17 protein-coding genes and 2 pseudogenes are annotated in these 26,056 nt (G+C 54.2%); 6 read left to right on the forward strand and 13 right to left on the reverse strand.

The window, feature by feature from the left end; translation table 11 throughout:
- Positions 1-116: 116 nt before the first annotated feature.
- Both malQ and malP read right to left on the reverse strand, forming a co-directional pair.
- Complete coding sequence (gene malQ, locus N7E69_RS06645; RefSeq protein ID WP_000428737.1) at positions 117-2,195, reverse strand: 4-alpha-glucanotransferase; 2,079 nt, start codon at positions 2,193-2,195, stop codon at positions 117-119.
- A gap of 9 nt (positions 2,196-2,204) precedes the next feature.
- On the reverse strand, positions 2,205-4,598 hold the full coding sequence (gene malP, locus N7E69_RS06650) for a maltodextrin phosphorylase (RefSeq protein WP_000082245.1): 2,394 nt from the start codon (positions 4,596-4,598) through the stop codon (positions 2,205-2,207).
- Positions 4,599-5,191: 593 nt separating this feature from the next.
- Here malP and malT point away from each other — a divergent pair.
- Entirely contained in the window at positions 5,192-7,897 is a 2,706-nt protein-coding gene (gene malT, locus N7E69_RS06655; protein WP_000907030.1) for an HTH-type transcriptional regulator MalT, read from the forward strand.
- Between the two features lie 87 nt (positions 7,898-7,984).
- On the opposite strand, the gene N7E69_RS06660 is transcribed toward malT, so the two are convergent.
- From N7E69_RS06660 to N7E69_RS06680, 5 genes and pseudogenes are all read right to left on the reverse strand, one after another.
- Positions 7,985-8,260, reverse strand: a complete 276-nt coding sequence (locus N7E69_RS06660) for a type II toxin-antitoxin system YafQ family toxin (RefSeq protein WP_001526148.1) — start codon at positions 8,258-8,260, stop codon at positions 7,985-7,987.
- A gap of 2 nt (positions 8,261-8,262) precedes the next feature.
- Positions 8,263-8,523, reverse strand: a complete 261-nt coding sequence (locus N7E69_RS06665) for a type II toxin-antitoxin system RelB/DinJ family antitoxin (protein ID WP_000729713.1) — start codon at positions 8,521-8,523, stop codon at positions 8,263-8,265.
- 108 nt (positions 8,524-8,631) lie between these two features.
- Positions 8,632-9,643 (reverse strand): annotated as a pseudogene (gene rtcA, locus N7E69_RS06670) (RNA 3'-terminal phosphate cyclase).
- 3 nt (positions 9,644-9,646) lie between these two features.
- Positions 9,647-10,861 (reverse strand): RNA-splicing ligase RtcB, encoded by a 1,215-nt coding sequence (gene rtcB / locus N7E69_RS06675; protein WP_001105533.1) that lies wholly within the window; start codon positions 10,859-10,861, stop codon positions 9,647-9,649.
- A gap of 347 nt (positions 10,862-11,208) precedes the next feature.
- Positions 11,209-12,762 carry a vWA domain-containing protein gene (locus tag N7E69_RS06680; protein ID WP_000013013.1) on the reverse strand — a complete coding sequence of 518 codons (1,554 nt, stop codon included), beginning with the start codon at positions 12,760-12,762 and terminating at the stop codon, positions 11,209-11,211.
- 189 nt (positions 12,763-12,951) lie between these two features.
- Here N7E69_RS06680 and rtcR point away from each other — a divergent pair, with 189 nt between their 5' ends.
- Positions 12,952-14,535 (forward strand): RNA repair transcriptional activator RtcR, encoded by a 1,584-nt coding sequence (gene rtcR, locus N7E69_RS06685; RefSeq protein ID WP_001232870.1) that lies wholly within the window; start codon positions 12,952-12,954, stop codon positions 14,533-14,535.
- On the opposite strand, the gene N7E69_RS06690 is transcribed toward rtcR, so the two are convergent.
- The 3 genes from N7E69_RS06690 to glpE form a co-directional block, all read right to left on the reverse strand.
- Positions 14,532-15,290, reverse strand: a complete 759-nt coding sequence (locus N7E69_RS06690; RefSeq protein WP_000815085.1) for a DeoR/GlpR family transcriptional regulator — start codon at positions 15,288-15,290, stop codon at positions 14,532-14,534. The two genes, rtcR and N7E69_RS06690, sit on opposite strands and share 4 nt — an antisense overlap.
- 93 nt (positions 15,291-15,383) lie before the next feature.
- Complete coding sequence (gene glpG, locus N7E69_RS06695) at positions 15,384-16,214, reverse strand: rhomboid family intramembrane serine protease GlpG (protein ID WP_000928699.1); 831 nt, start codon at positions 16,212-16,214, stop codon at positions 15,384-15,386.
- Positions 16,215-16,289: 75 nt separating this feature from the next.
- Positions 16,290-16,616, reverse strand: coding sequence for a thiosulfate sulfurtransferase GlpE (gene glpE / locus N7E69_RS06700; protein ID WP_000434523.1), 327 nt, complete (start codon positions 16,614-16,616; stop codon positions 16,290-16,292).
- Between the two features lie 198 nt (positions 16,617-16,814).
- Between glpE and glpD the strand changes: the two genes are divergently transcribed.
- Complete coding sequence (gene glpD, locus N7E69_RS06705) at positions 16,815-18,323, forward strand: glycerol-3-phosphate dehydrogenase (RefSeq protein ID WP_000448179.1); 1,509 nt, start codon at positions 16,815-16,817, stop codon at positions 18,321-18,323.
- A 46-nt stretch (positions 18,324-18,369) separates the two neighbouring features.
- On the opposite strand, the gene N7E69_RS06710 is transcribed toward glpD, so the two are convergent.
- The 3 genes from N7E69_RS06710 to N7E69_RS06720 form a co-directional block, all read right to left on the reverse strand.
- Entirely contained in the window at positions 18,370-18,915 is a 546-nt protein-coding gene (locus tag N7E69_RS06710) for a hypothetical protein (RefSeq protein WP_000393233.1), read from the reverse strand.
- Between the two features lie 9 nt (positions 18,916-18,924).
- Positions 18,925-20,421 carry a PstS family phosphate ABC transporter substrate-binding protein gene (locus N7E69_RS06715; protein WP_000786185.1) on the reverse strand — a complete coding sequence of 499 codons (1,497 nt, stop codon included), beginning with the start codon at positions 20,419-20,421 and terminating at the stop codon, positions 18,925-18,927.
- 157 nt (positions 20,422-20,578) lie between these two features.
- Complete coding sequence (locus N7E69_RS06720; protein ID WP_000258840.1) at positions 20,579-21,688, reverse strand: glycerol dehydrogenase; 1,110 nt, start codon at positions 21,686-21,688, stop codon at positions 20,579-20,581.
- A gap of 337 nt (positions 21,689-22,025) precedes the next feature.
- On the opposite strand from N7E69_RS06720, the pseudogene N7E69_RS06725 reads away from it, so the two are divergent.
- The 3 genes and pseudogenes from N7E69_RS06725 to N7E69_RS06735 all read left to right on the forward strand — a co-directional run bounded on the left by N7E69_RS06725 (position 22,026) and on the right by N7E69_RS06735 (position 26,021).
- Positions 22,026-23,360: pseudogene (locus tag N7E69_RS06725) on the forward strand (MFS transporter).
- Positions 23,357-25,072 (forward strand): dihydroxy-acid dehydratase, encoded by a 1,716-nt coding sequence (ilvD, locus tag N7E69_RS06730; protein WP_000078495.1) that lies wholly within the window; start codon positions 23,357-23,359, stop codon positions 25,070-25,072. The pseudogene N7E69_RS06725 and the gene ilvD overlap by 4 nt, the downstream one beginning before the upstream one ends.
- 43 nt (positions 25,073-25,115) lie before the next feature.
- Complete coding sequence (locus N7E69_RS06735) at positions 25,116-26,021, forward strand: dihydrodipicolinate synthase family protein (protein ID WP_000192193.1); 906 nt, start codon at positions 25,116-25,118, stop codon at positions 26,019-26,021.
- Positions 26,022-26,056 lie beyond the last annotated feature (35 nt).

Below are 26,056 nucleotides of genomic sequence, written 5' to 3' on the forward strand. Positions count from 1 at the left end.
GAGGCGGCTTGTAGGCCGGATAAGGCAGCAATGTGCGCCAGGATTGCCTGATGGCGCTGCGCTTATCAGGCCTACGTGCTCTCACCATCATAAAGCCGGGGAAATCCCCGGCTTTATTACCTCTTCTTCGCGGCCGCTTTTCGGCGCTTATCCAAATCCTTAATCAGCTTGTTTACGCCCTCATCGGCAAACATGGCCTCAAGAGATGCAGACAATTTCCGCCGCCAGTTTTTATACTGATCGCTGGTGCCCGGTACGTTAACCGGATCGGCCATATCCAGCCAGTCCTCCGGCTGAAGCCCCAACAGACCGCTGTTACTGTCGGCGATATAGCGCTGAAGTCCGCGATTTAGCGTTGGCGTCATCGACATTAACGATGCCTTATGCCCGGCGCGTTTTGGCAGACAGCCATATTTATGCAGCGCGTCCAACAGCCCCTGTTTCGCCCGCTCGCGATCCTCATACAGCCCGCGCAGAATCACTTCATCCGGATAAAGCCCCAGAGCTTTACCCAACGTCAGGTCACCGCATTCCCAATAGCCGCGCAGCGTGGGGAGATCGTGCGTCGAGGCGACAGCCATCGATTGTTGCGGATACGCGCCTGGCGCGCGGAAGTTTTTCTCAAGGTCATTTTCAAACCACAGCACTTTATAAGAATAGACCCCGCTATCGCGCAGCTTGCCGACAATCTCAACTGGCACCGTCCCCAGATCTTCGCCTATCACCATACAGCGGTGACGTTGGCTCTCCAGCGCCAGAATAGAAAGCAAATCATCTACCGGATAATGGACGTAAGCCCCCTGATCCGCTGTTTCGCCATACGGTATCCACCACAGACGCAGCAAAGACATGACATGGTCAATGCGCAACGCGCCGCAGTTTTGCATATTGGCGCGCAGCAGGTCGATAAAGGGCTCATACGCCCGGGCGACAATGATATGCGGGTCCATTGGCGGCAACCCCCAGTTCTGACCGAGCGGGCCGAGGATATCCGGCGGCGCGCCGACAGATGCTTTCAGGCAGTACAGCTCCCGGTCGCACCAGGTTTCCGCGCCGCCTTCCGCTACGCCAACCGCCAGATCGCGGTACAGACCAATCGGTAGTTTAAAACTCTGGCAGGTATCCCAGCAGGCGGCGAATTGGCGCCAGGCCAGCCACTGAAGCCAGAGATAAAACTCCACCTCTTCGCGGTGCGCTTCACAGAATTGTTTTACAGCGGGAGACTCTACCGACTGGTACGCCTCCGGCCAGGCTGGCCAGCCCCAGCGCTGCTCATCCTCTTTTACCTGATACGCATGCAGCGCGTCGAATGCCGCCTGCCAGTAAAGGCTCTCGCCTTCGCGGGCGATAAAGTGACGAAACTCCGCCATTTGCGCATCGTCGCGAGCGGCAAACCGCGTCCACGCCATCCGCAGCGCCGTGATTTTCAGCGCGGTAACGGTAGCGTAATCCACCCATTGCGCATCGCGCGCCTGTCGCAGCTTTTGCTGTGTGGCGGGCATTTGCCACCATGCCTGCGCCTCTTCGCTCAGGCGGAAATCTTCGACGGCGTTGACGTCGATATATATCACGTTCAGCCAGCGACGAGACGAGGGGCTGTAGGGACTGGCGCTCTCCGGATTCGCCGGATAAAGCGCGTGGATCGGATTCAGGCCGATAAACGCGCCGCCGCGTGTCGCCACGTCGACCAGCATCGACTTCAAATCGCCGAAATCGCCAATACCCCAGTTTTTTTCTGAACGCAGAGTATAAAGCTGGACGCAGGCCCCCCACAGTTTTTTCCCCTCCAGCAGCGCCTGCGGCTCATAGCATCGCGGCGGTGCGACGATAATCCGGCAGTGCGTACGCTGTTCATCCTGGGTCAACGTCAGGGTGTGGTAGCCCTCCGGCAACGTAGCCGGAAGGTTTAGTTTTTTACCGCCCGTCACGCGCCCTTTATAATGCACGCCCTCTTCCGTAGTCAGCAGCCAGGCAAACTCACCGCGCCCCTCTACCGGCAACGCCACTTTTTTACCCGCGGTATAAACCTTCACATTCGGCACGACCGCCTGTGATCCTGTTGTCGTGCCGTGCATCGCCGCCAGCAAACGTCTCTTGGTTTCAGCGCCAATAGACTGCGGTTTGCCATGAGCATTGATGTAACTGGGGCTGATCCCCGCCGCCAGCGCGGCACTATCGAGACGTTTATTTTCCATCGCGCTCCCTTAGCGTTTTGCCTGCCAGATACGGGCCTGATAATCGCGAATAGAGCGATCGGAACTGAACATACCGCAGCGCGCGGTATTGAGGATCGCGGCGCGCGTCCACGCTTCCTGGTCGCGATACAGCGCATCCACCTGCTTTTGCGCCTCGACATAAGCGGCGAAGTCCGCCATGACCAGGTACGGATCGCCCCCCTGTTTGCCGAGGCTATGCAGCATCTGGTCAAAGGCATGTTTATCGCCATCGCTGTATTGACCGCTTTCCAGCTCTTTTAGCACAGCATCCAGCACTTTGTCTTTTTTACGCCATTTCACCGGATCGTAGCCTTTGGCTTTGAGCGCCTTGACCTCTTCCACAGTATGGCCAAAGATAAAGATATTCTCTTCACCCACCTTCTCAGCGATTTCAACGTTAGCGCCGTCCAGCGTTCCCACAGTCAACGCCCCGTTCAGCGCCAGTTTCATGTTGCCGGTGCCGGACGCCTCTTTCCCGGCAGTAGAAATTTGCTCGGAAATATCCGCCGCCGGAATGAGCATTTCCGCCGCCGAGACGCAGTAATCCGGCAGGAAAACCACCTTCAGCTTATCACCCACCGCCGGGTCGTTATTAATGGCTTCCGCAACCTTATTGATAGCAAAAATGATGTTCTTCGCCAGGTAATAGCCCGGCGCCGCCTTCGCGCCAAACAGAAATACGCGCGGTACGCGATCAGCCTGCGGGTTTTCGCGGATCTCTTTGTACAGCGCCAGAATATGCAACAGGTTCAGGTGCTGACGCTTGTACTCGTGCAGGCGTTTGATCTGAATATCAAAAATCGCGTTGCTTGAAATCTCAATCCCGGTACGGGCCTGGATGAATTTCACCAGCCGTTCTTTGTTCGCCCGTTTGATGTCGCGATACTGCTGACGGAACTTCGCATCGTCAGCGTATTTTTCGAGGTTGATCAACTGGTCGAGATCGTTAGCCCACTCTTTTTTCAGCGTTTTATCCAGCAACGCCGCAAGCTGCGGATTGCACTGTTTAATCCAGCGACGCGGCGTAATGCCGTTGGTGACATTGTGGAATTTGTTCGGCCAAAGCTGGTGATATTCCGGGAACAGATCTTTCACCACCAGATCGGAGTGCAGCGCCGCCACGCCGTTGACCGCAAAGCCGCTGACCACGCACATATTGGCCATGCGCACCTGACGGTCATGCACCACCGCCAGTTTTGTCCATACCTGCTTATCGCCAGGCCAGGTGTTATCGACCAGTTTCTTAAAGCGGTCGTTAATCTGCTTGATAATCTGCATATGACGCGGCAACAGCGCTTTGATTAACCTCTCGTCCCAGCACTCCAGCGCTTCCGGCATCAGGGTATGGTTGGTGTAGGCGAAGGTTTTGCTGGTGATAGCCCAAGCGTCATCCCAGCTCAGTTGGTGCTCGTCAATCAGCACGCGCAGCAGTTCCGGAATGGCGATGGTCGGGTGAGTATCGTTCAACTGAATGACTTCGAAATCGGCCAGTTCGTGCAGCTTACGGCCCGCCAGATGGTGGCGACGCAGAATATCCGCTACCGAGCAGGCGCACTGGAAGTATTGCTGCATCAGACGCAGTTTTTTGCCCGCCGTGTGGTTATCGTTGGGATAAAGCACCTTCGTCAGTTTTTCCGCATCGATACCCTGCTGTTCCGCCCGCAGGAAAGCGCCGTCGTTGAATTTGGTCAGATCAAACGGATGCGCGTGGGTCGCCTGCCACAAACGCAGCGGTTGCGCGACGCCGTTACGATAGCCTAACACCGGCAGATCCCAGGCCTGGCCTGTAATCACAAAACCTGGCTCCCAGCGCCCTTCTTTGGTGACTTTACCGCCGATCCCAACCTGGACGTCCAGCGCCTCGTTGTGGCGGAACCACGGATAGCTGCCGCGATGCCAGTCATCCGGCGCTTCCATCTGCTTGCCTTCAACAAATGACTGACGGAACAGCCCATACTGGTAGTTCAGACCATAGCCCGTAGCGGACTGCCCGACGGTGGCCATCGAATCGAGGAAGCAGGCGGCCAGACGTCCCAGACCACCGTTGCCGAGCGCCGGATCGACTTCCTCTTCCAGCAGATCGGTCAGATTAATATCGTGCGCTTTCAGTACATCGCTAACGTCCTGGTACCATCCCAGATTTAACAGGTTATTTCCCGTCAGGCGACCAATCAAAAATTCCATCGAAATGTAGTTCACATGACGCTGGCCTTTTGTCGGCTGCGCTACCGGTTGCGCGCTCAGTAATTCCGCCAGCGCGCCGCTAACGGCCTGCCACCACTGACGAGGCGTCATGTCGGACGCCGACAGTAAACCGAAACGCTGCCACTGACGCGTCAGGGCGGCCTGGAATTGATCTTTATTGAAGGTTGGCTGTGACATAGGAAATCCGTCCTCGGGTAATAAAACAACGTTATCGCTAGTTTGCCAGGCTCGATGTTGACCTTCCTCCTCCCGGCAATGATTAGGGAGGGAGGAGGAGCGGGGATGAGCATAAAAGTGTGATCGCCGCCACTTACCCCTGTATAAACGCGCCGATTCCTGTCAACGACACTCAGTGTTACGCATAATCAAATGAATAAACAGAAATAACAGTAAATCGCGAAGGGGTATTTTCGAAGATTATATGAACGCCGAAATAGTTTCTTATCTGAAATATTCAGCGGCGGGAGATTCACTCACTAAACATAATTAATTAAACGCCTGGTATCGTCATTGTGTTAAATCCGCATCATGTCCAGGACATTATTTACAATAACGAAAATATGACCTCAGCCCAGCTCTGACGCTCGTTTCAACCGCGCTGAACACTTTTTTAATACCGTTATTTAGAATTGTGACAGAGTGCAAATTAAGACACATAAAAAGTCTGCTTAGCTTGCATTAAAATGCTTTCTGGCCGACCTTATATCTATTAATTACGAAGCGCAAAAAAAATCGCAGTTCCCCCCATTTCCCACAGTGAAGTGATTGCTATGTTGATTCCGTCTAAATTAAGTCGTCCGGTTCGTCTCGACCATACCGTGGTTCGTGAGCGGCTGTTGGCTAAACTTTCCGGCGCGAACAATTTCAGGCTCGCCCTGGTAACCAGTCCTGCTGGCTATGGGAAAACCACGCTTGTCTCACAGTGGGCGGCGGGCAAAAATGAATTAGGCTGGTACTCTCTCGACGAAGGCGATAACCAGCAAGAGCGATTCGCCAGTTACTTAATTGCCGCTATCCAACAGGCCACTGGCGGACACTGCTCTACCAGCGAAGCGATGGCGCAAAAACGTCAGTACGCCAGCCTGACGTCCCTCTTCGCGCAGCTCTTTATTGAACTGGCGCAGTGGCATCGCCCGCTTTATCTGGTGATTGACGACTACCATTTGATTACCAATCCGGTGATTCACGACGCGATGCGCTTTTTCTTACGGCATCAGCCGGAAAATTTCACCCTGGTGGTGTTATCGCGTAATTTGCCGCAACTGGGCATCGCTAATCTGCGCGTGCGCGATCAGCTGTTGGAAATCGGCAGCCAGCAGTTAGCTTTTAACCATCAGGAAGCAAAGCAATTTTTTGACCGTCGCCTTTCGTCGCCCATTGAAGCCGCTGAGAGCAGTCGTATGTGCGACGATGTGGCCGGTTGGGCCACTGCGCTACAGTTGATCGCCCTCTCCGCGCGCCAGAACCATACCTCTGCGCATCACTCCGCCCGCCGTCTTGCCGGGATTAATGCCAGCCACCTTTCTGATTATCTGGTGGACGAAGTACTGGATAACGTGGATGTCAGCACCCGACATTTTTTACTTAAAAGCGCGATCTTACGCTCAATGAATGACGCGTTGATTGTGCGCGTGACCGGCGAAGAAAACGGCCAGATGCGGCTGGAGGAGATTGAGCGCCAGGGGTTATTCCTGCAACGCATGGACGACACGGGCGAATGGTTCAGCTATCACCCGTTGTTTGGTAGCTTTCTGCGCCAGCGTTGCCAGTGGGAACTGGCGGCGGAACTGCCGGAGATCCACCGTGCGGCCGCGGAAAGCTGGATGGAACAAGGTTTTCCCAGCGAAGCTATACATCATGCGCTGGCGGCGGGTGACGCGCAAATGCTGCGCGATATCCTGCTTAACCATGCGTGGGGGCTGTTTAATCACAGTGAACTGGCGCTGCTGGAAGAGTCATTAAAAGCGCTGCCGTGGGAAAGCCTGCTGGAAAATCCGCGGCTGGTGTTGTTACAGGCCTGGCTGATGCAAAGCCAACACCGCTACAGCGAAGTGAATACGCTGCTGGCGCGCGCCGAGCAAGAGATCAAAGGGGTCATGGACGGCACACTGCATGCTGAATTTAACGCGCTGCGCGCCCAGGTCGCCATCAACGACGGCAATCCGGAAGAGGCAGAGCGGCTGGCGAAACTGGCGCTGGATGAGCTTCCTCTCGCCTGGTTTTATAGCCGTATTGTCGCGACCTCCGTTCACGGTGAAGTGCTGCACTGTAAAGGCGATCTCAGCCAGTCTTTATCGCTGATGCAGCAAACCGAACAAATGGCGCGCCATCATGACGTCTGGCATTACGCGCTGTGGAGCTTAATTCAACAAAGCGAAATTCAGTTCGCCCAGGGATTCCTGCAGGCCGCATGGGAAACGCAGGAGAGAGCCTTCCAGTTGATCAAAGAGCAACATCTGGAACAACTGCCGATGCATGAGTTTCTGGTACGTATCCGCGCGCAATTGCTGTGGGCGTGGGCGCGCCTTGACGAAGCGGAGGCCTCGGCGCGCAGCGGTATCGCTGTGCTGTCCACCTTCCAGCCGCAACAACAGTTGCAGTGCCTGACGTTACTGGTGCAGTGCTCGCTGGCGCGCGGCGATCTGGATAATGCCCGTAGTCAGCTTAACCGACTGGAAAATTTATTAGGCAATGGTCGTTATCACTGCGACTGGATCTCTAACGCCGATAAAGTGCGTGTCATTTACTGGCAGTTAACCGGCGACAAGAAATCCGCCGCCAACTGGTTACGTCATACGCCCAAACCGGCGTTTGCCAATAACCATTTTCTGCAAGGGCAATGGCGGAATATCGCCCGCGCGCAGATCCTGCTGGGCGAATTCGAGCCTGCGGAAATCGTGCTGGAAGAGTTAAATGAGAATGCCCGTAGCCTGCGCTTAATGAGCGATTTAAACCGCAATCTGCTGTTACTCAATCAGCTTTACTGGCAATCCGGGCGGAAAAACGACGCCCAGCGCGTATTGCTTGATGCCTTACAGCTCGCCAACCGCACCGGATTTATCAGCCATTTTGTGATTGAAGGCGAAGCCATGGCGCAACAATTGCGTCAGCTTATCCAGCTCAATACGCTGCCGGAGATGGAGCAGCATCGCGCGCAGCGCATCCTGCGAGAGATTAACCAACATCACCGGCATAAATTCGCCCATTTTGACGAAGGCTTCGTCGAGCGCCTGCTTAACCATCCGGATGTCCCGGAGCTTATTCGCACCAGCCCGCTCACCCAGCGTGAATGGCAGGTGTTAGGGCTTATCTATTCCGGTTACAGCAACGAACAGATTGCCGGCGAACTGGCGGTGGCCGCAACCACCATTAAGACGCATATCCGCAACCTCTACCAGAAACTCGGCGTCGCGCACCGTCAGGACGCGGTACAGCACGCACAACAGTTGCTGAAGATGATGGGGTACGGGGTTTGAGGCAAAACAGGCAACGTCCTGGTGTGTAAATTTGTTTAATCATAAAACCTGAAAGCACCGGTTAACATATGGGCAAAAACGGCGCTTTTAAAATAAATCGGCATGCGTTCCTGTTCGTTCAAATCGCAGGCATTCATCCGTTATCTTATAAATAAGAATCCAGTCAGGCTCAATATGGGCATCCCGGTATCCGCTATATGAACCTTGTAACGGGTGATCTTTATAAATGGCAGGAAGGGGAAAAGGGTGGTGAATCAGAAGCGTCATAAGTGTTTTAAGTTTGCCGACATCCTTATGACGCTTTTGTGCCCGTTTTACATCTTTCTGGAACTGTCCCGAATATTCAATTTCCCTTTGCCCCATAGTCAGATCCCTAACTGGTCAAACAAATCATCAGCATCTTTGGCTTTATGAATATCAACGCCAGCTTCGCTATTTTCTATCGTTCGTGACGTTAACTCATTGGGTATGCGCAAATCAAAAGGCAATGCCTTTTCACGCGCAACTTTAGTCAGTGTAATCCGTATCAAATCAGAAATGGTTAACCCCATTTCAGCCAGGACATCTGCCGCCTGGTCCTTCAGCGTTTCGTCGATACGGGCACGAACAAGCGCATTTGCAGCCATCGATTAGTCTCCTGTACTGTGTCTCTATACAGTTCAAATTGTAGCTCAACTGAGACACACATACAAACCGGGCCCGGATGTTTGCCTTGCAATGCTCGTAAAGATGACTTAGTCGCTTACCCGGACAAGATAGCCACTTTCGGTTGCTTCACAGGAAAATCTGACCGGCAAAAACCGTTCCACCACCGCAATATTGGTAAGCAAGTGAGCGGAAGCCCGTGCCACGGTAAACGCGCCTTCGCCCGCCAGCGCCAGCGGTAAAATCAGCTGGTCGGCCAGATGCTCTCCCACCGCCGCCGGGCTTGCGAGATAGCGCCGCGCTTCATGCGCAACCTGATTAGCTACCGCTTCCGCGCTGGTGCCTTTTACGCCGAACGCGGCGAACAGTTCGGTCAACTGTTCGCTTTGGATCATCAGCAACAGCGCATTGCCCGGCCCGCAGCCGCCTTCCAGCGCAACGACATTTTTCTCCGCCAGCGGGAAATGGGCTTCCAGCGTTGCGACTTCACGTTCGCCAACGTGGTAAGGAACCGCCGCCAGCAAAGCTTCAGCGGTGGTGCGCAGCGTCTCGCCGCGCGATATCAGCGTTAGCCCGCGTAAAGACGTTGCCGGTTCGACGACCGTCGCCGCCGCCTGCCGGATAAAAGCCGTGTTTTATCAGCGTGGTGCGCTGGCTGATGCCCATCCTCGCCAACAGCGGCTCCCAGACGCGGCAGATAAAATCGGCGCTGGGCGCGGCCTGATTATGCGTCCCGCCGTGAACCTCCACGCGGGATGAACCATCGGCAAACCACAGCGCGGGCAGGACGGTTTGCAGCACCAGCATACAACTGCCCGCGCTGCCAATCGCGAAACGGTACTCGCCGCCGCGAATCGGCCCCGGCGTAAAACGCAACTGCTGCGAGCCCAGCTCGTCGCCGTTCACCTGCGCGCCGCAGATTTCCGTTGCCGCCCGCACCGCCGTTAAATGCTGGCGTAGCAGCCCCGGTTTGGCGCGCCCGGCGCGGATGTCGCTCATTTCAAACGGCTGGCCGGTTATCATTGATAAACTCAGCGCCGAGCGCAAAATCTGCCCGCCGCCCTCTCCCTGTGCGCCATCCAGCGCGATGATCCTTGCCATTTTCTATCCTTTAACGCACACCACCTGCCGCAGGGTGTACATGATTTCCACCAGGTCAGACTGCGCCGCCATCACCGCATCAATGTCTTTATACGCCATTGGGATCTCGTCGATCACGTCCGCATCTTTACGGCATTCGACATGCGCGGTGGCGCGAATCTGATCGTCAACGCTAAACAGTTTCTTCGCTTTCGTTCGGCTCATCACACGCCCGGCGCCGTGGCTGCACGAACAGAACGACTCTTCGTTACCCAGCCCGCGCACGATAAAGCTTTTCGCCCCCATCGAACCGGGAATGATACCGAACTCACCGCGCCGCGCCGAAACCGCTCCTTTACGCGTCACATAAATCTCTTCGCCAAAGTGCTGTTCTTTTTGCACATAGTTATGGTGGCAGTTGATCTCGTCCATATCGAGGACGATCGATTTTTCCACGCAGCGCTGGAGCGCCGCCAGCGCGTTTTCCATCATCGCCTCGCGGTTCAGGCTGGCGAATTGCTGCGCCCAGTGTACCGCTTTCAGGTAATCATCAAAATATTCGCTTCCTTCATTAAAATACGCCAGATCGCGGGACGGCAGCGTTTCTAACTGCTCCTGCATTTCTTGCTGCGCCAGGCCGATAAAATAGGTGCCGATGGCGTTACCGATCCCGCGCGAACCGGAGTGCAGCATGATCCATACCCGATCGGTTTCATCCAGACAGATCTCAATAAAGTGGTTACCGGTTCCCAATGTTCCCAGGTGCTTATAGCTATTGGTATTCAAAAAGCGCGGATATTTTTGCGTTAACCACTGATATCCCGCTTCCAGCTGCGCCCATTTTTCATCAACGTTGGCGGGCGGGTTTCCCCATGCGCCCACATCGCGACGCCCGCGTCCGGTGGTACGCCCGTGAGGCACAGCGGCCTCTATGGCGCTACGCAGCTCCGCCAGATTTTCCGGCAGATCGGCCGCCGTTAAGCTGGTACGCAGCGCGTTCATTCCACAACCGATATCCACGCCCACCGCCGCCGGAATAATCGCCCCTTTCGTCGGGATCACGCTACCGATGGTCGATCCTTTCCCCAAATGCACATCCGGCATAACGGCAATATGTTTGAAAATAAACGGCATTTTCGCCGTATTAATCAGTTGCTGACGGGCATCGTCTTCTACCGGTACGCCTTTGGTCCACATTTTTACCGGTGCGTTCTGGGTGGTCATCAATTCGTAATTCATCATTTTTTTCTCGTTTTAATCATTAGGGTGGCGACAAGTTTATGTGAATACACCGCTCTACCATTGAGCTACAGAGCCGGGCTCTGACGGGTCTCGAACCCGCAACAAATGTAGATCCACAGGCATTCGCCAAAATAGGGTGGCACGACAAGTTAAGGTGAATCACCCGCTCTACCGTTGAGCTACAGGGCTAAGCCCCGGCAGGGTTCGAACCTGCGTCTGGCCATACAAGGTGTAGATCCACCAGCATTCGTGCCTTCAGCGTTGCGCGACAAATTCATAGCCGGGATGATACGCATCGGGAAAGATGTAATCCCGGCCAGCATTCGCGCCGCGCTGAATACTCTTTACAGCGTCACGGCTTCAATCTCTTCCAGCCAGTGCGCGCTGCCATAGCGACCGTTAACAAAGTTATCTATCACCGTAAACACCTCGTCGCTGAAGCCGCCGACGTTCAAAATATCGCTTCGTTCCGCCGCCTGGGTGGTACCGTAAGGCAGCAGATCGATACACACCAGGCGCGCCTGCGGGTTGCGCTTTTTCAGTTCGATCCAGCATTCCATGGTGGCCGTTGAGCCATGGCGCGACTTATCAACCCACGATTCGTTATCCGACACCATAATCACCAGATCCACCCGCGCCCGCTCGTTCAACAACCTACGCAGCGGCGCGGAGCAGTTGGTGCTGCCGCCGCCAACCGCCGCCAGCTTTTGCGCGTTGTGCATAACCGACTGGCGCGCATCAAGCTGCACGTCGACCACATCGCATTCAAACGGCAGCACGCGGGCCTGCGGATGATTACGCAGCACGGCGGCGGCGATCAGCCCGGCAACGTCCACGCAGCGGATCTTACTGGTCGCCCCCTTGCGATAGCCGGTTATCGACGACTTCATCGACCCCGACACATCCGGGCAGACCACCACGTTGCCGCGAAACGGCGGAATGTTCTCCAGCGCGTACTCCATCGCCTGCGCTAAAGCCTCGCGAATAACCTGCGGCACGCTGCATTGCAGATTGCTCCACGCCGACAGCAGCTGATAAGGATAAACCCAGGACTGGCGCACCTGCGCCCTGTCCGCCAGCCGCTGCGCCACGCTGGCGGCAAGCGTTGCATTCTCAAACACGTCATGACGCGCCAGCGTATTCAAATTCATGCGCAACGTTTGCCAGCTCATCCGCTGCGCCAGTTGCGCCCATTGTTCGCGACTCAGCGGCGCGTTGGTCAGCAGTAAAAACGGCACATCGGGTAAGGCCGCGCCCATATTGCCTTCACGAAACGCCAGCAGCGCGCGCGTTTTTTCCGGCAGTTGCGCCTTATCGCACGGCTTACCAATCAGCCAGGCAAAGAAGGCTTCCTGCCACGCCGCCTGCGGCCGTGGGTGCACCATTTTGACGATATCCGCCAGCGACGGCATATTGCCCACCGATGCCTGCAATAAGCGCTCTTCGCTGGCGTTCTGCAACCAACGCTGCACCAGCTTCTTTGGCCGCGTCCCCAGCGAGCGCCGCCCGGTCACGCCGCTGCGCAACATTTGCACAAAGTTACGCAGCATCCGGCCATTATTGATCACCCGCGCAAATACTACCGGCAGCAGCGCCGAGCCACGCGCCGCCAGAATGGCGGTCAACAGCGCGGGCATATCCTTCATCATCCCGCGTTCGCGGCCATAAATCGCCAGTTGCGCTAAAAACAGATCGTCGAGATCTTTCGCTGTCGCCAGAACATCATTTAGCTGCGCCTGGCCGCTGACATAAAAAGTCTCGTTCATGCAGCCGGTCATCACCATTTGCGCCAGTGTATGGCGTGGGGTGAAGGCGAAGGCCGCTGCGCCTTGCTGATTGCTGGCGTTGGCCAGCGGCGCGTCCCTTAACAGCGAACGGAACAAAAGTGGATTAGCCATTTGTTTTTCCCATTTCCGTTATTCTCCATGCCAGAGTTATTGCAACCAGCGTGCCAGAAAATAAATTATTTTATAGTCTATTGATTTTTAAGTTATTTATTTCCTTAGCGTTCAGGTGAAAGAAAAATGCCTGCACGGCAGCCATTAAAAAGCGATAAAATTATCTCGTCTTTTAGAAGGAAATCTAAGATGCGAAAAACGGTGGCCTTTGGTTTTGTCGGCACGGTGCTCGACTATGCAGGACGCGGCAGTCAGCGTTGGGAAAAATGGCGCCCTACTTTGTGTCTGTGTCAGCAGGAGACGCTGGTCGTTCACCGCCTGGAACTGCTGTACGATGCCCGCTCTCGCTCGCTGTTTGAAGGATTAAAGAAGGATATCGCCAGCGTCTCGCCGGAAACGGAAGTCGTCGGCGTAGAAATCGCGATCCGCAACCCGTGGGACTTCGAAGAGGTTTACGCCTGCCTGCACGATTTCGCCCGCAGCCATACCTTTCATCCCGAAGATGAAGACTATCTGATTCATATCACCACCGGCACCCACGTCGCGCAGATCTGCTGGTTCCTGCTGGCGGAGGCGCGCTATCTACCGGCGCGATTAGCGCAGACCTCGCCGCCGCGCAAAAAAGATAAACCGCATAGCACGGGCGACGTGACGATTATTGACCTCGACCTCAGCCGCTACAATGACATCGCCACCCGCTTCGCCCAGGAGCGGGAGGAGACGCTCAACTTCCTGAAGTCCGGCATTGCAACCCGCAACCCGTGTTTCAACCGGATGATTGAGCAAATTGAGCGCGTCGCGATACGCTCCCGTTCGCCAATCCTGCTCAACGGCCCGACCGGCGCGGGCAAGTCGTTTCTCGCCCGTCGCATCTATGAACTAAAACTGGCCCGCCACCAGTTCAGCGGCCCGTTTGTCGAAGTGAACTGCGCCACCCTGCGCGGCGACACGGCGATGTCGGCGCTGTTCGGCCACGTTAAGGGGGCGTTTACCGGTGCGAGAGAGGAGCGTGCAGGACTGCTGCGCAGCGCCGACGGCGGCATGCTGTTTCTTGACGAAGTGGGAGAACTGGGCGCGGATGAACAGGCCATGTTGCTGAAAGCCATTGAAGAGAAACGCTTTTACCCTTTCGGCAGCGACCAGCAGGTCAGCAGCGATTTCCAGTTGATTGCCGGCACGGTGCGCGACCTGCGCCAGCGAGTGGCGGAGGGGACATTCCGCGAAGACCTGTACGCGCGCATTAATCTCTGGACCTTCGAACTACCGGGCCTGCGTCAGCGCCAGGAAGATATTGAACCAAACCTTGACTACGAACTGGAACGCCACGCGGCGCTAACCGGCGACAGCGTGCGTTTTAATACCGAAGCGCGCCGCGCCTGGCTGAGCTTCGCCACCTCGCCGCAGGCCGCCTGGCGCGGTAACTTCCGCGAACTCTCCGCCAGCGTCACCCGCATGGCGACGCTAGCGGACAACGGGCGAATCACGGTCGAAACGGTAGACGATGAAATCGCGCGTTTGCGCTATAGCTGGAATGACCATCGCCCCTCCGCGCTCGACGGATTGCCGGGCATTGACGCAACGGCGCTGGATCTGTTTGACCGTATGCAACTGGAAAACGTCGTTGCCATCTGCCGCCAGGCGAAAACCCTTTCCGACGCCGGGCGGCAGCTATTCAACGTTTCCCGTCAGGGGAAAGCCACGGTGAATGACGCTGACCGGCTGCGTAAGTACCTGGCGCGTTTTGGGCTGACGTGGGACGTTTTACAGAATTAACACAGCTCCAGTTGAATATGGTTCTCCGTCAACACCTGCATCACGCCCGGCGGCGGCAGGGTATCGGTGTAGACCGCATCGACCATACTAATGCTGCCCATGTTTACCATCGCGTTACGGCCAAATTTAGAGTGATCCACCACCAGCATCACGTGGCGCGAATTTTCGATAATCGCGCGCTTGGTGCGTACCTCATGGTAGTCAAATTCCAGCAACGAGCCGTCGCTATCAATACCGCTAATACCGAGAATGCCGAAATCGAGACGGAACTGGGCGATAAAGTCCTGCGTCGCTTCGCCAATAATGCCGCCGTCGCGGCTACGGAGTTCACCGCCGGCGAGGATAATACGAAAATCCTCTTTCGCCATTAGCGTGTTCGCTACGTTCAAATTGTTGGTCACGATCCGCAAATTACTGTGCCCTAACAGGGCGTGCGCTACGGCTTCCGGCGTCGTGCCGATATCAATAAACAGCGTTGAACCATTGGGGATCTGGGCCGCGACTTTGCGAGCGATGCGCTCTTTTTCTTCCGTTTGCGTCGCCTTACGATCGTGCCACGGCGTGTTCACCGAGCTGGAGGGCAACGCCGCGCCGCCGTGGTGGCGCAAAATCATATTCTGTTCCGCCAGATCGTTAAGATCCCGACGAATGGTTTGCGGGCTGACAGAAAAATGCTCCACCAGCTCTTCCGTACTGACGTACCCCTGTTTTTTTACCAGTTCAATGATCGCGTCATGCCGTTGTGTTTGTTTCATGAATAATCTCTGAAAGTAACCAACCTTGCGCCGGATAGCGGCATTCGCCCTACCCGGCCTGGAAAAATATCTCGACCACAGGCCGGATACGCCTCACGTTCGTTTTCGCGCATTCAGCGTATCAACAAAGGCCATCGCTAAACCGACGATAAGCCCGGCGATGTGCGCGCCGTTCGCCATAGACATGCCAAACCAGTCAAACCAACCAGCGACTATCCACAATAATGCAAAAATAATTAAGCCGCGCTGGAGGTAAATTCCGCTTTGCGGATCGCGCTCTCCACGCAGCCACACGTAACCCATCAGCGCATAGACGACGCCAGACAGTCCGCCAAACCACGGGCCGCTAAATTTCTGCTGTACATAGCCGCTTAGCAGCGCGCTTATCACCGTAATGACGATTAATTTACCGCTGCCCAGGCGCTTCTCTACCGCCCCGCCGAGATACCACCACCACAGCAGGTTAAAAAGAATATGCATCAGTGAGAAGTGCATAAAGATATGGGTGAAGTAGCGCCAGACTTCAAATTTTAAAACCGGATCGAACGGCCACGCCAGCCACACCATCACCGTCTGATCGCCGATGAGACTCATCGCGATATAGACCAGCACGCAGGCGAGCATCACGATCCAGGTAACAGGGCCGGCTCGTTCACGCAGCGTGGCGAGAAAGGGAAAACGGCGATAGCGTAGCCCGCTGTTAGTCTGCCCGGACTGCCAGCTAGCCGCCAGATAACGCGGATCGCCGGGATTTTCTATAAACCGCGCCAGCTCGCCCCGCACACGTTCGGCCTGCGATTCATCTGCCAACCAGATATCGCTTTGATTATGTTGCTGAATAGTAAGAATGACGCCCTGGGTGGCCATGTAATCAACAAATGCCTGCGCCACGCGAGGATTCGCAAAGGAAGTAATCATCAACATTATTGCTGTCGCTTAGTCCATACAAAAGAAGACAGTATATATACCCTTCTCGTCGGAGGCTGCATCTTTATGGGATTACGCGCCATTCGCGACATCGGCAGGGAAACGGCGATGCCAGGCCTCAAACCCGCCGTCAATGCTGTAAACCGCATCATAGCCTTGCTGGAGCAGATACTGCGCGGCGCCTTTACTACTGTTGCCGTGATAGCACATTACCATCACGGCGGTATCGAAACCATGCTCACGCATAAACGCGCCCAGCGTATCGTTAGTCAAGTGAAACGCCTGCGGCGCATGACCCATGGCATAACTTTGCGGATCGCGAATATCGACCAGCACCGCCGCGCCCTGGTGCAGTTTCTGATACGCCTCTTCTACAGTGATACATTCAAATTGTTCCATGAATCGCTCTTTCATTATTGCCGGTGAAGCCAATTAAGGCATTTTATCGCCCAGTGTACGTTGACGGAGTAGCTTAGCGCCATAATGTTATACATATCACTCTAAAATGTTTTTTCGATGTTACCAATAGCGCGTTTCTTTGCTATTATGTTCGATAACGAACATTTTTGAACTTTAACGAAAGTGCAAGAGGGCAGCATGGAAACCAAAGATCTGATCGTGATAGGCGGGGGCATTAACGGTGCAGGCATCGCGGCTGATGCCGCCGGGCGCGGTTTGTCCGTACTCATGCTGGAAGCGCAGGATTTGGCCTGCGCAACCTCTTCCGCCAGTTCGAAACTTATCCACGGCGGCTTACGCTACCTTGAGCACTACGAGTTCCGTCTGGTCAGCGAAGCGCTGGCAGAACGTGAAGTGCTGTTGAAAATGGCGCCGCACATCGCCTTCCCGATGCGTTTTCGTCTGCCGCACCGCCCGCATTTACGTCCGGCCTGGATGATCCGTATCGGTCTGTTTATGTACGATCACCTCGGCAAACGTACCAGTTTACCCGGTTCCACCGGTGTGCGGTTTGGCGCAGATTCGGTGCTCAAACCGGAAATCGTGCGCGGATTCGAATATTCCGACTGCTGGGTAGACGATGCGCGTCTGGTGCTGGCTAACGCACAGATGGTGGTGCGTAAAGGCGGCGAAGTCCTTACCCGTACTCGCGCAACCGCCGCTCGTCGGGAAAATGGCCTGTGGATTGTCGAAGCGGAAGATATCGACACCGGTAAAAAATATGTCTGGCAGGCGCGCGGACTGGTTAACGCCACCGGACCGTGGGTCAAACAGTTCTTCGACGAAGGGATGCACCTGCCGTCGCCATATGGCATCCGCCTGATCAAAGGCAGCCATATCGTCGTGCCGCGCGTCCATAATCAGAAGCAGGCGTATATTCTGCAAAACGAAGATAAGCGTATCGTCTTTGTCATTCCGTGGATGGAAGAGTTTTCGATCATTGGCACGACCGATGTCGAATATAAAGGCGATCCGAAAGCGGTAAAAATTGAAGAGAGCGAAATTAATTACCTGTTGAAGGTTTATAACGCGCACTTCCAGAAACAACTGGGGCGCGATGACATCGTCTGGACGTACTCCGGCGTCCGTCCGCTGTGCGATGATGAGTCCGACTCACCGCAGGCGATCACTCGCGATTATACCCTTGATATTCATGATGAAAACGGCAAAGCGCCGCTGCTTTCCGTGTTTGGCGGTAAGCTCACGACCTACCGTAAGCTGGCTGAACACGCGATGGAAAAACTGGCGTCTTATTATCCAGGCATCGGCCCGGCATGGACCAAAACGTGCGTACTGCCCGGCGGCGACATCGACGGCAGCCGCGAAGATTACGCGGCGAAGCTGCGTCGTCGTTATCCGTTCCTGACGGAATCGCTGGCGCGCCACTATTCGCGCACTTACGGCAGCAACACGGAGTGGATTCTCGGCGAAGCCACGTCGCTGCTTGATTTAGGCGAAGATTTCGGTCATGAGTTTTACGAGGCGGAACTCAAGTACCTGGTGGATCACGAATGGGTGCGCCGTACTGAAGACGCTATCTGGCGTCGCACCAAAGAAGGCATGTGGCTGACCGCCGAACAGCAGTCCCGCATCACCCAGTGGCTGGCGGCGTATGTTGAGAAACACCAACTTTCAATGGCGTCGTAATAAAATCCGGGGCGGTTTATACCGCCCTTTTCGCCACATACCGCATTCACTCGCCGGGTTTTGTACAGCCGGGCATATGATTAGTGATACGGTAGCGATCGACACTTATTTGGGTAATAAAGAAGGGTTTTGCCCGCGCTTCGCTATTCCAGAGAGTTTTCCCCGTTTTACACCAGCTTTTATGAGAAAAGTTGGCATAATGAACCACACTCTCCTCCCCCAGCACGCTTTCAAAATGCGCGCGTTTATCACCGTCGGCCACGCTAAAGTCAGCATAAAAAAGATTGCTGTCCAGGTTAAACGTCATCTCTATTTCACTGGCGGACGATGGAAAGAACACAGGCAGCCAGGTCCAGATACCGGATTGCTCGGGTATGGCGGCATAATCAGGAAAATAGCTTACCTGGCGATCATCGCAGGCGGTCAGCACAGCGATGATGATTAATGCTGCACCACACCGGAGGACCTGATTAATCAGCTCAGCAACAATATCTTTATGCCACGAAGTGGATTCACGCCGTGCAATACGAATATCAGCGCCGCTGGCCGGGTCTATGCCAACCCGTTCCACATATAATTTAACCTCTTCCATTTAGTCCCTTTATTTCGCGGCCGGATACAGCGGCACATATCCCACATCCTGCACCAACTGTTGTCCCTGCGGGCTTAGAAACCAGTCCACCAGCTTTTGTGTTTCCGCTGTGGGGTGTTCACGGGTGACCATATAAACATCAACCGTGTACGGGTAACTGCCGTTACGAATATTTTCAACCGTCGGCGCAACATCGTTTATCGCCAGTAATTTAATCTCTTTATTGCTGTGCATCTGCGTAGCGTAATAACGAAAGGTATAGCCAATGGCGTTGTGCGTATTGCGATACTCAGCCACGATATCCACCATATCCCCCATCGCGGTTGCCACTGATGTTGTTTGCGCTGGCATCAGCTTCGTTTCTTTCATTACCTTCGCCAGCATCGCCGTTTGGCTGCCAGAGTTTTCCGGTCGCTGCCAGGGCTTAATGTCGATTGCCTCTCCGCCCACCTCATTCCAGTGGGTGATTCTTCCGCTAAAAATGCCGCGAATTTGTACATCACTCAACGATGACACGGGATTGTTTTGGTTGACGATAAACACAAACGCTTCACGTGCAAAGGGGGTGTAAACCAGTTTTACGCCACTGGCCTCGGCCAATTGCTTTTGAGCAGTGGAAGGCTGGGCGACAAAAATAAGATCGGCATTACCGTTAAGGATATTTTGATAGGCTTCAATGGTTCCCTGGTTTTCAAGGTAGTCTTCAGGGCAGATATCATCCGGAAAGCGCGTAAGCGCATAAAAAGCCGAGGCGTATAACGGCAAGCCAGCCGTTGCGCCATCGAGCCGCGGCCAATTTTGGGTGAGCAAAAGTGTCGGTTCATCGCGCAGCCCGGTTAGCTTGTTGCCCCATGTGTGCGCCTGATAATCGCGGAAATAAAGATATTCACTGCTCTCGGGAGCGGGATACTTCACGGCATAAAGATGTGACTGGTATACGGCACAGCTCCCGAAAAACAGCAGGCAAATCACCAGCAGATTACGACAAGAGTAGCCCGCACCGCCGCGTAGCACTCCCCAACGCGCACCGCCATACCCCAATGCAAAACAGAGCTGCGAGCCAACCGGGATGAGCAACACTGCCCATACCCAGCCGTTGAAAAAGGATATTACGCTGGGTACTAACCAAAGCGTTTGCACCACCTGGGCGATGGGTTTACGCCCTATCGCGCGAATATTAAGATCGGTGAGAAACATCAGGATGACCCACCCCATCAGCACCACCAGAGCGGGCATAAGCAGGCAGCAATCACGCCATTCTGGATTTACCTCTGATGCATTTCCCTTTCCCCATATTCGGCCACAAAGAAAAATTAACCCTGCGCCCAGAAGCGCTACCGGGATAATGGTCGCCTTCTCAATAGATTGCGCGACGGGGATACTATTTTCAAGAACGCTAATGCACGCCCACATTCCCCCCACGATAATCGTAATAATGTTCACCAGCAGCGGCACGCCGATAAACGCCATCATGATTGACAAAAAAAGCCACTTAGCATTTTTCATTTTTCTATCCGCTAATCCCTGCGATAGCGGAAGTATAAACCCAGTAGTCCTGAGCACCCTCCAAGCATTTTTCTGAAATCACGACGTTAAAACATTCACGATAGCGGCAGACAGAAGTTGAAAGTTCCGGCTGCCGTTTTTTATTTACAGGCTCACATTAACCTGCAAGATCGATCTTTTTCCGCGCCTGCCCAACAGCATCGGCGGCCCGCAATGCCGCCTGCACAGCCTCCGGCGTAATGGTAAACGGCTCGTTGTGCATCGTTTCCCCAGTTTGACAAGACGCCCTGGCAACGGCCAGCAGTTCATCATCGCTAACGCCAGCCAGACCAATATCCGCCAGCGTGGTGGGCAAGCCTATATCTTCACAAAATTGATAAACCTCCTCGATAAGCTCAGGCGCTCTATCGGTGAGCATAAGCATTGCCAGCGTGCCAAACGCAACCTTTTCCCCATGCCAGTATTTGTGCGTGGCGGGCAGTACCGTCAGACCGTTATGAATGGCGTGCGCCGCCGCCAGCCCACCGCTTTCAAAACCGAGCCCGGATAATAGTGTATTCGCTTCGATAACATGTTCGAGCGCCGGAGTAACCTGATGTTGTTCACAGGCAAGCTTCGCCAGGCGCCCATAGCGCATTAAGGTGGTGTAGCAAAAGCGCGCCAGCTCAAATGCGGTCATCGGTCCTGGCCTGGTGGTCATATTGCCAGCCCCTTTGATGCGGCAATCTTCCGCTTCAAACCAGGTTGCCAGCGCATCGCCTATCCCGGAAACCAAAAAGCGTACCGGCGCGGCAGCAATAATACTGCTGTCCACCAGCACAAGCGTCGGGTTACGTGGAATCATCAGGTAGCGTTTGAATTTCCCTTCTGGCGTATAGATGACAACCAGTGAACTGCACGGCGCATCCGTTGAGGCCAGAGTAGGAACTACGGCAATAGGCAACCGCAGGCTGGCGCCGGTTGCTTTTGCCGTATCCAGGGTTTTCCCACCCCCCATACCGACAATCACATCGGCGCCAATTTCCTGCGCGCGTGCGGAGATGCGAGCAATTTCCTCATCACTGCACTCGCTACTGAACACTTCGATATCAAATTCAATCACCCCGTGCAGTGCTGTTGCAACTGTATCCCGGTAGGTGTTGTGAACAACAGGATCCTGCAAAATCAGCGCCTTATGACCGAGTGCGGCCAATTCCTGCGGGAGATGCGTTGTCAACGCTCCTTTACCCTGAACATATCGTGACGGAAAGATCGCGGTAGTAACCATTGTTTCTCCTTAAAAAGCATTAAAGTTCAATATACAGAACACAAATTCCACATAAAGAATTTAATGCTGTTTACTCTGAACGCACAATGACCAGGTGAGAGCATAATCTTATCCTGTGAGGCAGCGCACAATTTTGGCTATGTATTAGACCGATGAGCAGTTTCCATTGGGTTATCCGCTCTTTCTCACCTTATCTCCGTTCATTTTTGAAGCAAATCACAAAATATAACCTTCCTTAGAGTATGGAGTTGACGCTGTATGAATACGTCGGCATAGTGTCAATATACAGAACAATAGTTCCATATACAGAACACATTTTTGATACTAAAGGGATGCAATGATGAGCATTGAAATAGAGAAACCGACCACACGAGGGCGCTGGCTGCATATTATTCCAGCCACGATCCTCGTTTATATCGTGGCCTATATGGACAGGACCAATACCGCCATTGGGATCGCAGGCGGCATGGATGAAGATTTAGGCATGACGGCTTCTTTTGCCGGTCTGGTCGCCGGGATCTTCTTTATTGGTTATATCTTCCTGCAAATTCCCGGCGGTCAGATAGCCGAGCGGCTAAGCGCCAAAAAGTTAATTGCCTGGACAATCGTCGCCTGAGGGGGCTTTGCCCTGCTGACCGGTTTTGTTCAGACACCGACGCAGTTGTTGATTATCCGCTTTGTGCTCGGCGTGGCGGAAGGTGCTGTGTATCCCGCCATTCTGGCGCTGATTGGCCACTGGTTCCCAAATGAGGAGCGCGCCAGGGCTATCGCCTATTTCCAGATGAACCTGGCCGTCGCTTCTATTATTACCGGGCCGCTTTCCGGCTGGCTTATTGAAACCTACGGCTGGCGGGAGATGTTTATCATCGAAGGCTTGCTCTCTCTGGGACTGCTCTTTGTCTGGCTACCTTTGGTTTCCGATCACCCGCATCAGGCAAAGTGGCTGGATCCGAAAGAGCGCGCCTGGATCGAACAAAAATTGCTGGCCGATCGCGCGTTGAGTATTGGCGGAGAGCAAAGCAGCATTCGCGGCGTATTAAAAAGCATCAACCTGTGGAAGCTTGTCGGTATCTATTTCTTCGTACAGGTCGGCTTCTATGGCTTCGCGCTATGGATGCCAAATCTGATTAAACACCTGACCGGCAGCGGCATGACCATCGTTGGGGTACTCACTGCGGCGCCTTACGTTCTGTGCATTATCGGTCAGTATTACATCGCCAAATGGTGTGATAAGACGATGAATCGCCGCCTTTACACGGCTATTCCTCTGCTGGGTTTCGCGGTCTGCCTCGCCCTCTCCTTATTACTGAAAGATAACGTCTGGCTCGCCTACGGCATGATGGTTATTTGCGGGTTCTTCCTGCAAGCCTATGCCGGTCCATTCTGGACGCTGCCGCCATTACTCTTCGCCCCCAACGTTCTGGGCGGCGTGCGCGGCACGATCAACGCCCTGGGCAACATTGGCGGCTTTATCGGTCCGTACCTCGTCGGGCTGTTAACGGTGACGTTCTCGCAAACAGCAGGAATGACCGTACTGGTTGCCGCCCTGCTTATCGCCGTTGGACTGCTTTTCAGCTTACCTTCTGTTACCGCTCGTCCTGCAGGTAGCAGTAACACACCTAACACCTCGACGCCGGGTGCGTCACTTAAACAGGAAGGAATCGCCAAATGAGCCAAAAATGTCAACATGCTCGCGACCTGTGGTCGCAGCTCGACGCCCTGCGTCTTGGAATGAATTACAGCAAAGAAGATGTCAATAAACTGCAGGTCCTGGTGGATGATTGCTATGGCGAAAGTCATCCGGGCAGTTTCCATCTTAACCAACTGGGCGATGAAGCCGTGCTGGGTGTTCATGAAAGCGGCGGGCGCGCGGTCCGTCACCATGTGACGGATATCTGCGACGGCTGGGGTCAGGGCCACGATGGGATGAACTACATCCTGGCATCTCGCGAAGCCATTGCCAACATGGTCGAAATTCATGCCTCAGTGGTGCCTTATGATGCCGGTATTCTGATCTCAAGCTGCGATAAATCTATCCCGGCGCATCTGATTGCCGCCGCACGCCTGAACCTGCCGCTGCTGCATATTCCCGGCGGTTCTATGCGTCCGGCACCGAATATGAGTACTTCTGACCTCGGCGGGATCACTGCTAAGTTGAAGAAAGGCGAAATCGGCATTCAGCAAGTAGAAGCCATGCAGCAATGCGGTTGCCCCACCGCCGGAGCCTGCCAGTTTATGGGAACGGCCAGTACCATGCAGTGCATGTCAGAGGCCTTGGGGCTGGCCCTGCCAGGCAGCGCTTTGCTGCCATCGACCCTGGCGGAAATTCGCCGCGTTGCCAGAACCGCAGGCCACCAGGCGCTGTATCTGGCGGAGAAAAATATCACCACCCATAAGATCCTGACTCCTGCGGCGTTTGAAAATGCTATCAAAGTCCATGCTGCTATTGGTGGCAGCACCAATGCGATGATCCACCTTCCGGCCATCGCTCATGAACTTGGATGGGAGCTGAAGCCCGAACTGTTTGATCGGATCAATAACGAAATCCCTTATCTGACCAATATTCAGCCCAGCGGTGAATACGTTACCGAAATGATGTGGTTCGCTGGCGGCGTGCCAATGGTGCAATGGTATCTGCGCGATTATCTGGATCTTGATGTTCTTACCGTGACTGGCCGTACGCTCGGCGACAACCTGGAAATGCTCCATCAATCTGGCTTCTTTACCCGTAACCACGGTTACCTCAACAATTACAAAGTCAGTCCGGAGGAGGTGATCCGTAAACCAGAAAATGCCACCAAAAAAGGGTCGATTGCGGTACTGAAAGGCAACATCGCGCCTGAAGGAGCGGTCATTAAATACGCGGCCTGTGCGCCGGATATGCACCACCATACCGGTCCTGCTCGGGTCTTTAACTCCGAAGAAGACGCTCAGCAGGCCATCATCCATAACCATATCGAACCCGGCGACGTCATTTTCATTCGCTACGAAGGCGCAAAAGGCTCTGGCGCACCGGAAATGCTGATGACCACCGATGCCATCGTTTATGACAAACGCCTCGACGGAAAAGTCGCATTGATTACCGACGGTCGTTTCTCTGGAGCGACCAGCGGGCCATGTGTCGGACACGTCTCGCCAGAAGCCGCTGATGGCGGGCCGATTGCCCTGGTGGAAGATGGTGATTTAATCGAAATGGATGTGAAAGGCCGCAAGCTCAATATTGTAGGGATCGACGGGGTGTTTAAAACAGAAGAGGAAATACGCCGCTGCCTTGAAGAGCGTCGAGCAAGCTGGAAGAAACCTGATTATTCAAACCGTCACGGCGTCTTTAAACAGTTCACCGCTAATGCAACATCATTAATGGCCGGAGCTTGGCTTAAATAATATCCCTGGCGGGCTACGGCTCGCCTGTTTTAAGGATCAATACATGACTCAGATTACGAAATTTCACGGCGTATTTCCGCCAGTTCCGACCATTGTTAATGCGCAGGGAGAGTTAGATAAAGTCGGCATGGCAACCTTGCTGGATCATCTTATTGCAAGCAAGGTCAATGGCGTATTACTGCTGGGCAGCGGGGGGGAATTTTGCCATATGACCAATGCGCTGCGTCTGGAAACCGCAGAGTTTTGCGTCCGTCATATTAACCGCCGTATTCCAGTACTATTAGGTATTAGCAGCACCAGCACGCAGGAAGTGATTGAGTATGGTCAGCATGCCGACCGACTCGAAGTCGATGCCGTGCTGGTACTCAATCCCTACTATGCCAGATTGACCGATGAGTATATTTATCATCATTTCAAAACCGTGGCTAATAACATAAAAAGCCCGGTCATTCTCTACAACTTTCCAGCATTGACGGGACAGGACCTTAGCGTTGATTTAATTACCCGGCTGGCGCAGGATCACCCCAATATTATCGGCATTAAGGATACCGTTGATAATATCAGCCATATTCGTGAAATCATCAATAATGTCAGGCCAGTGCGTCCGGACTTCGTTATTTTCTCCGGCTATGATGAATATATGATGGATACACTTATCTTAGGCGGCAACGGCGGGATCCCAGCGACAGCGAACTTTGCGCCGCAGCTAACCTGCGGGATCTACCGCGCGTGGTGTGAAAAAGAGTATGAGACAATGTTCGGATTACAGCGCCGGCTGTCCGCGCTTTCCACTATTTACAGCCTGGATTCACCTTTCTTCGGGATAATCAAAAAGGCAATTCAGCTTAGCGGAGTCGATATTTCAACTCATGTAATGCCCCCCGTTTTGCCGGCAAATGAAGAACATATTTCGAATTTGAAGCAGATCTTACAGCGTGCGGGACTTTAAGCTATGACGAAAGCGGGCTTCTTGCCCGCTGTGTC

The organism is Salmonella sp. 3C (assembly GCF_025426275.1).
Lineage (GTDB): Bacteria > Pseudomonadota > Gammaproteobacteria > Enterobacterales > Enterobacteriaceae > Salmonella > Salmonella enterica.

Bases quoted from the DNA above. Each gene is read 5' to 3' on its own strand.
- N7E69_RS06680 (WP_000013013.1), bottom strand. From the start codon at position 12,762: ATGGCTAATCCACTTTTGTTCCGTTCGCTGTTAAGGGACGCGCCGCTG.
- malP (WP_000082245.1), bottom strand. From the start codon at position 4,598: ATGTCACAGCCAACCTTCAATAAAGATCAATTCCAGGCCGCCCTGACG.
- ilvD (WP_000078495.1), top strand. From the start codon at position 23,357: ATGAGCCAAAAATGTCAACATGCTCGCGACCTGTGGTCGCAGCTCGAC.
- N7E69_RS06690 (WP_000815085.1), bottom strand. From the start codon at position 15,290: ATGAAACAAACACAACGGCATGACGCGATCATTGAACTGGTAAAAAAA.
- malT (WP_000907030.1), top strand. From the start codon at position 5,192: ATGTTGATTCCGTCTAAATTAAGTCGTCCGGTTCGTCTCGACCATACC.
- glpG (WP_000928699.1), bottom strand. From the start codon at position 16,214: ATGTTGATGATTACTTCCTTTGCGAATCCTCGCGTGGCGCAGGCATTT.
- N7E69_RS06660 (WP_001526148.1), bottom strand. From the start codon at position 8,260: ATGGGGCAAAGGGAAATTGAATATTCGGGACAGTTCCAGAAAGATGTA.
- N7E69_RS06715 (WP_000786185.1), bottom strand. From the start codon at position 20,421: ATGAAAAATGCTAAGTGGCTTTTTTTGTCAATCATGATGGCGTTTATC.
- glpD (WP_000448179.1), top strand. From the start codon at position 16,815: ATGGAAACCAAAGATCTGATCGTGATAGGCGGGGGCATTAACGGTGCA.
- rtcB (WP_001105533.1), bottom strand. From the start codon at position 10,861: ATGAATTACGAATTGATGACCACCCAGAACGCACCGGTAAAAATGTGG.
- glpE (WP_000434523.1), bottom strand. From the start codon at position 16,616: ATGGAACAATTTGAATGTATCACTGTAGAAGAGGCGTATCAGAAACTG.
- N7E69_RS06665 (WP_000729713.1), bottom strand. From the start codon at position 8,523: ATGGCTGCAAATGCGCTTGTTCGTGCCCGTATCGACGAAACGCTGAAG.
- N7E69_RS06735 (WP_000192193.1), top strand. From the start codon at position 25,116: ATGACTCAGATTACGAAATTTCACGGCGTATTTCCGCCAGTTCCGACC.
- rtcR (WP_001232870.1), top strand. From the start codon at position 12,952: ATGCGAAAAACGGTGGCCTTTGGTTTTGTCGGCACGGTGCTCGACTAT.
- malQ (WP_000428737.1), bottom strand. From the start codon at position 2,195: ATGGAAAATAAACGTCTCGATAGTGCCGCGCTGGCGGCGGGGATCAGC.
- N7E69_RS06710 (WP_000393233.1), bottom strand. From the start codon at position 18,915: ATGGAAGAGGTTAAATTATATGTGGAACGGGTTGGCATAGACCCGGCC.
- N7E69_RS06720 (WP_000258840.1), bottom strand. From the start codon at position 21,688: ATGGTTACTACCGCGATCTTTCCGTCACGATATGTTCAGGGTAAAGGA.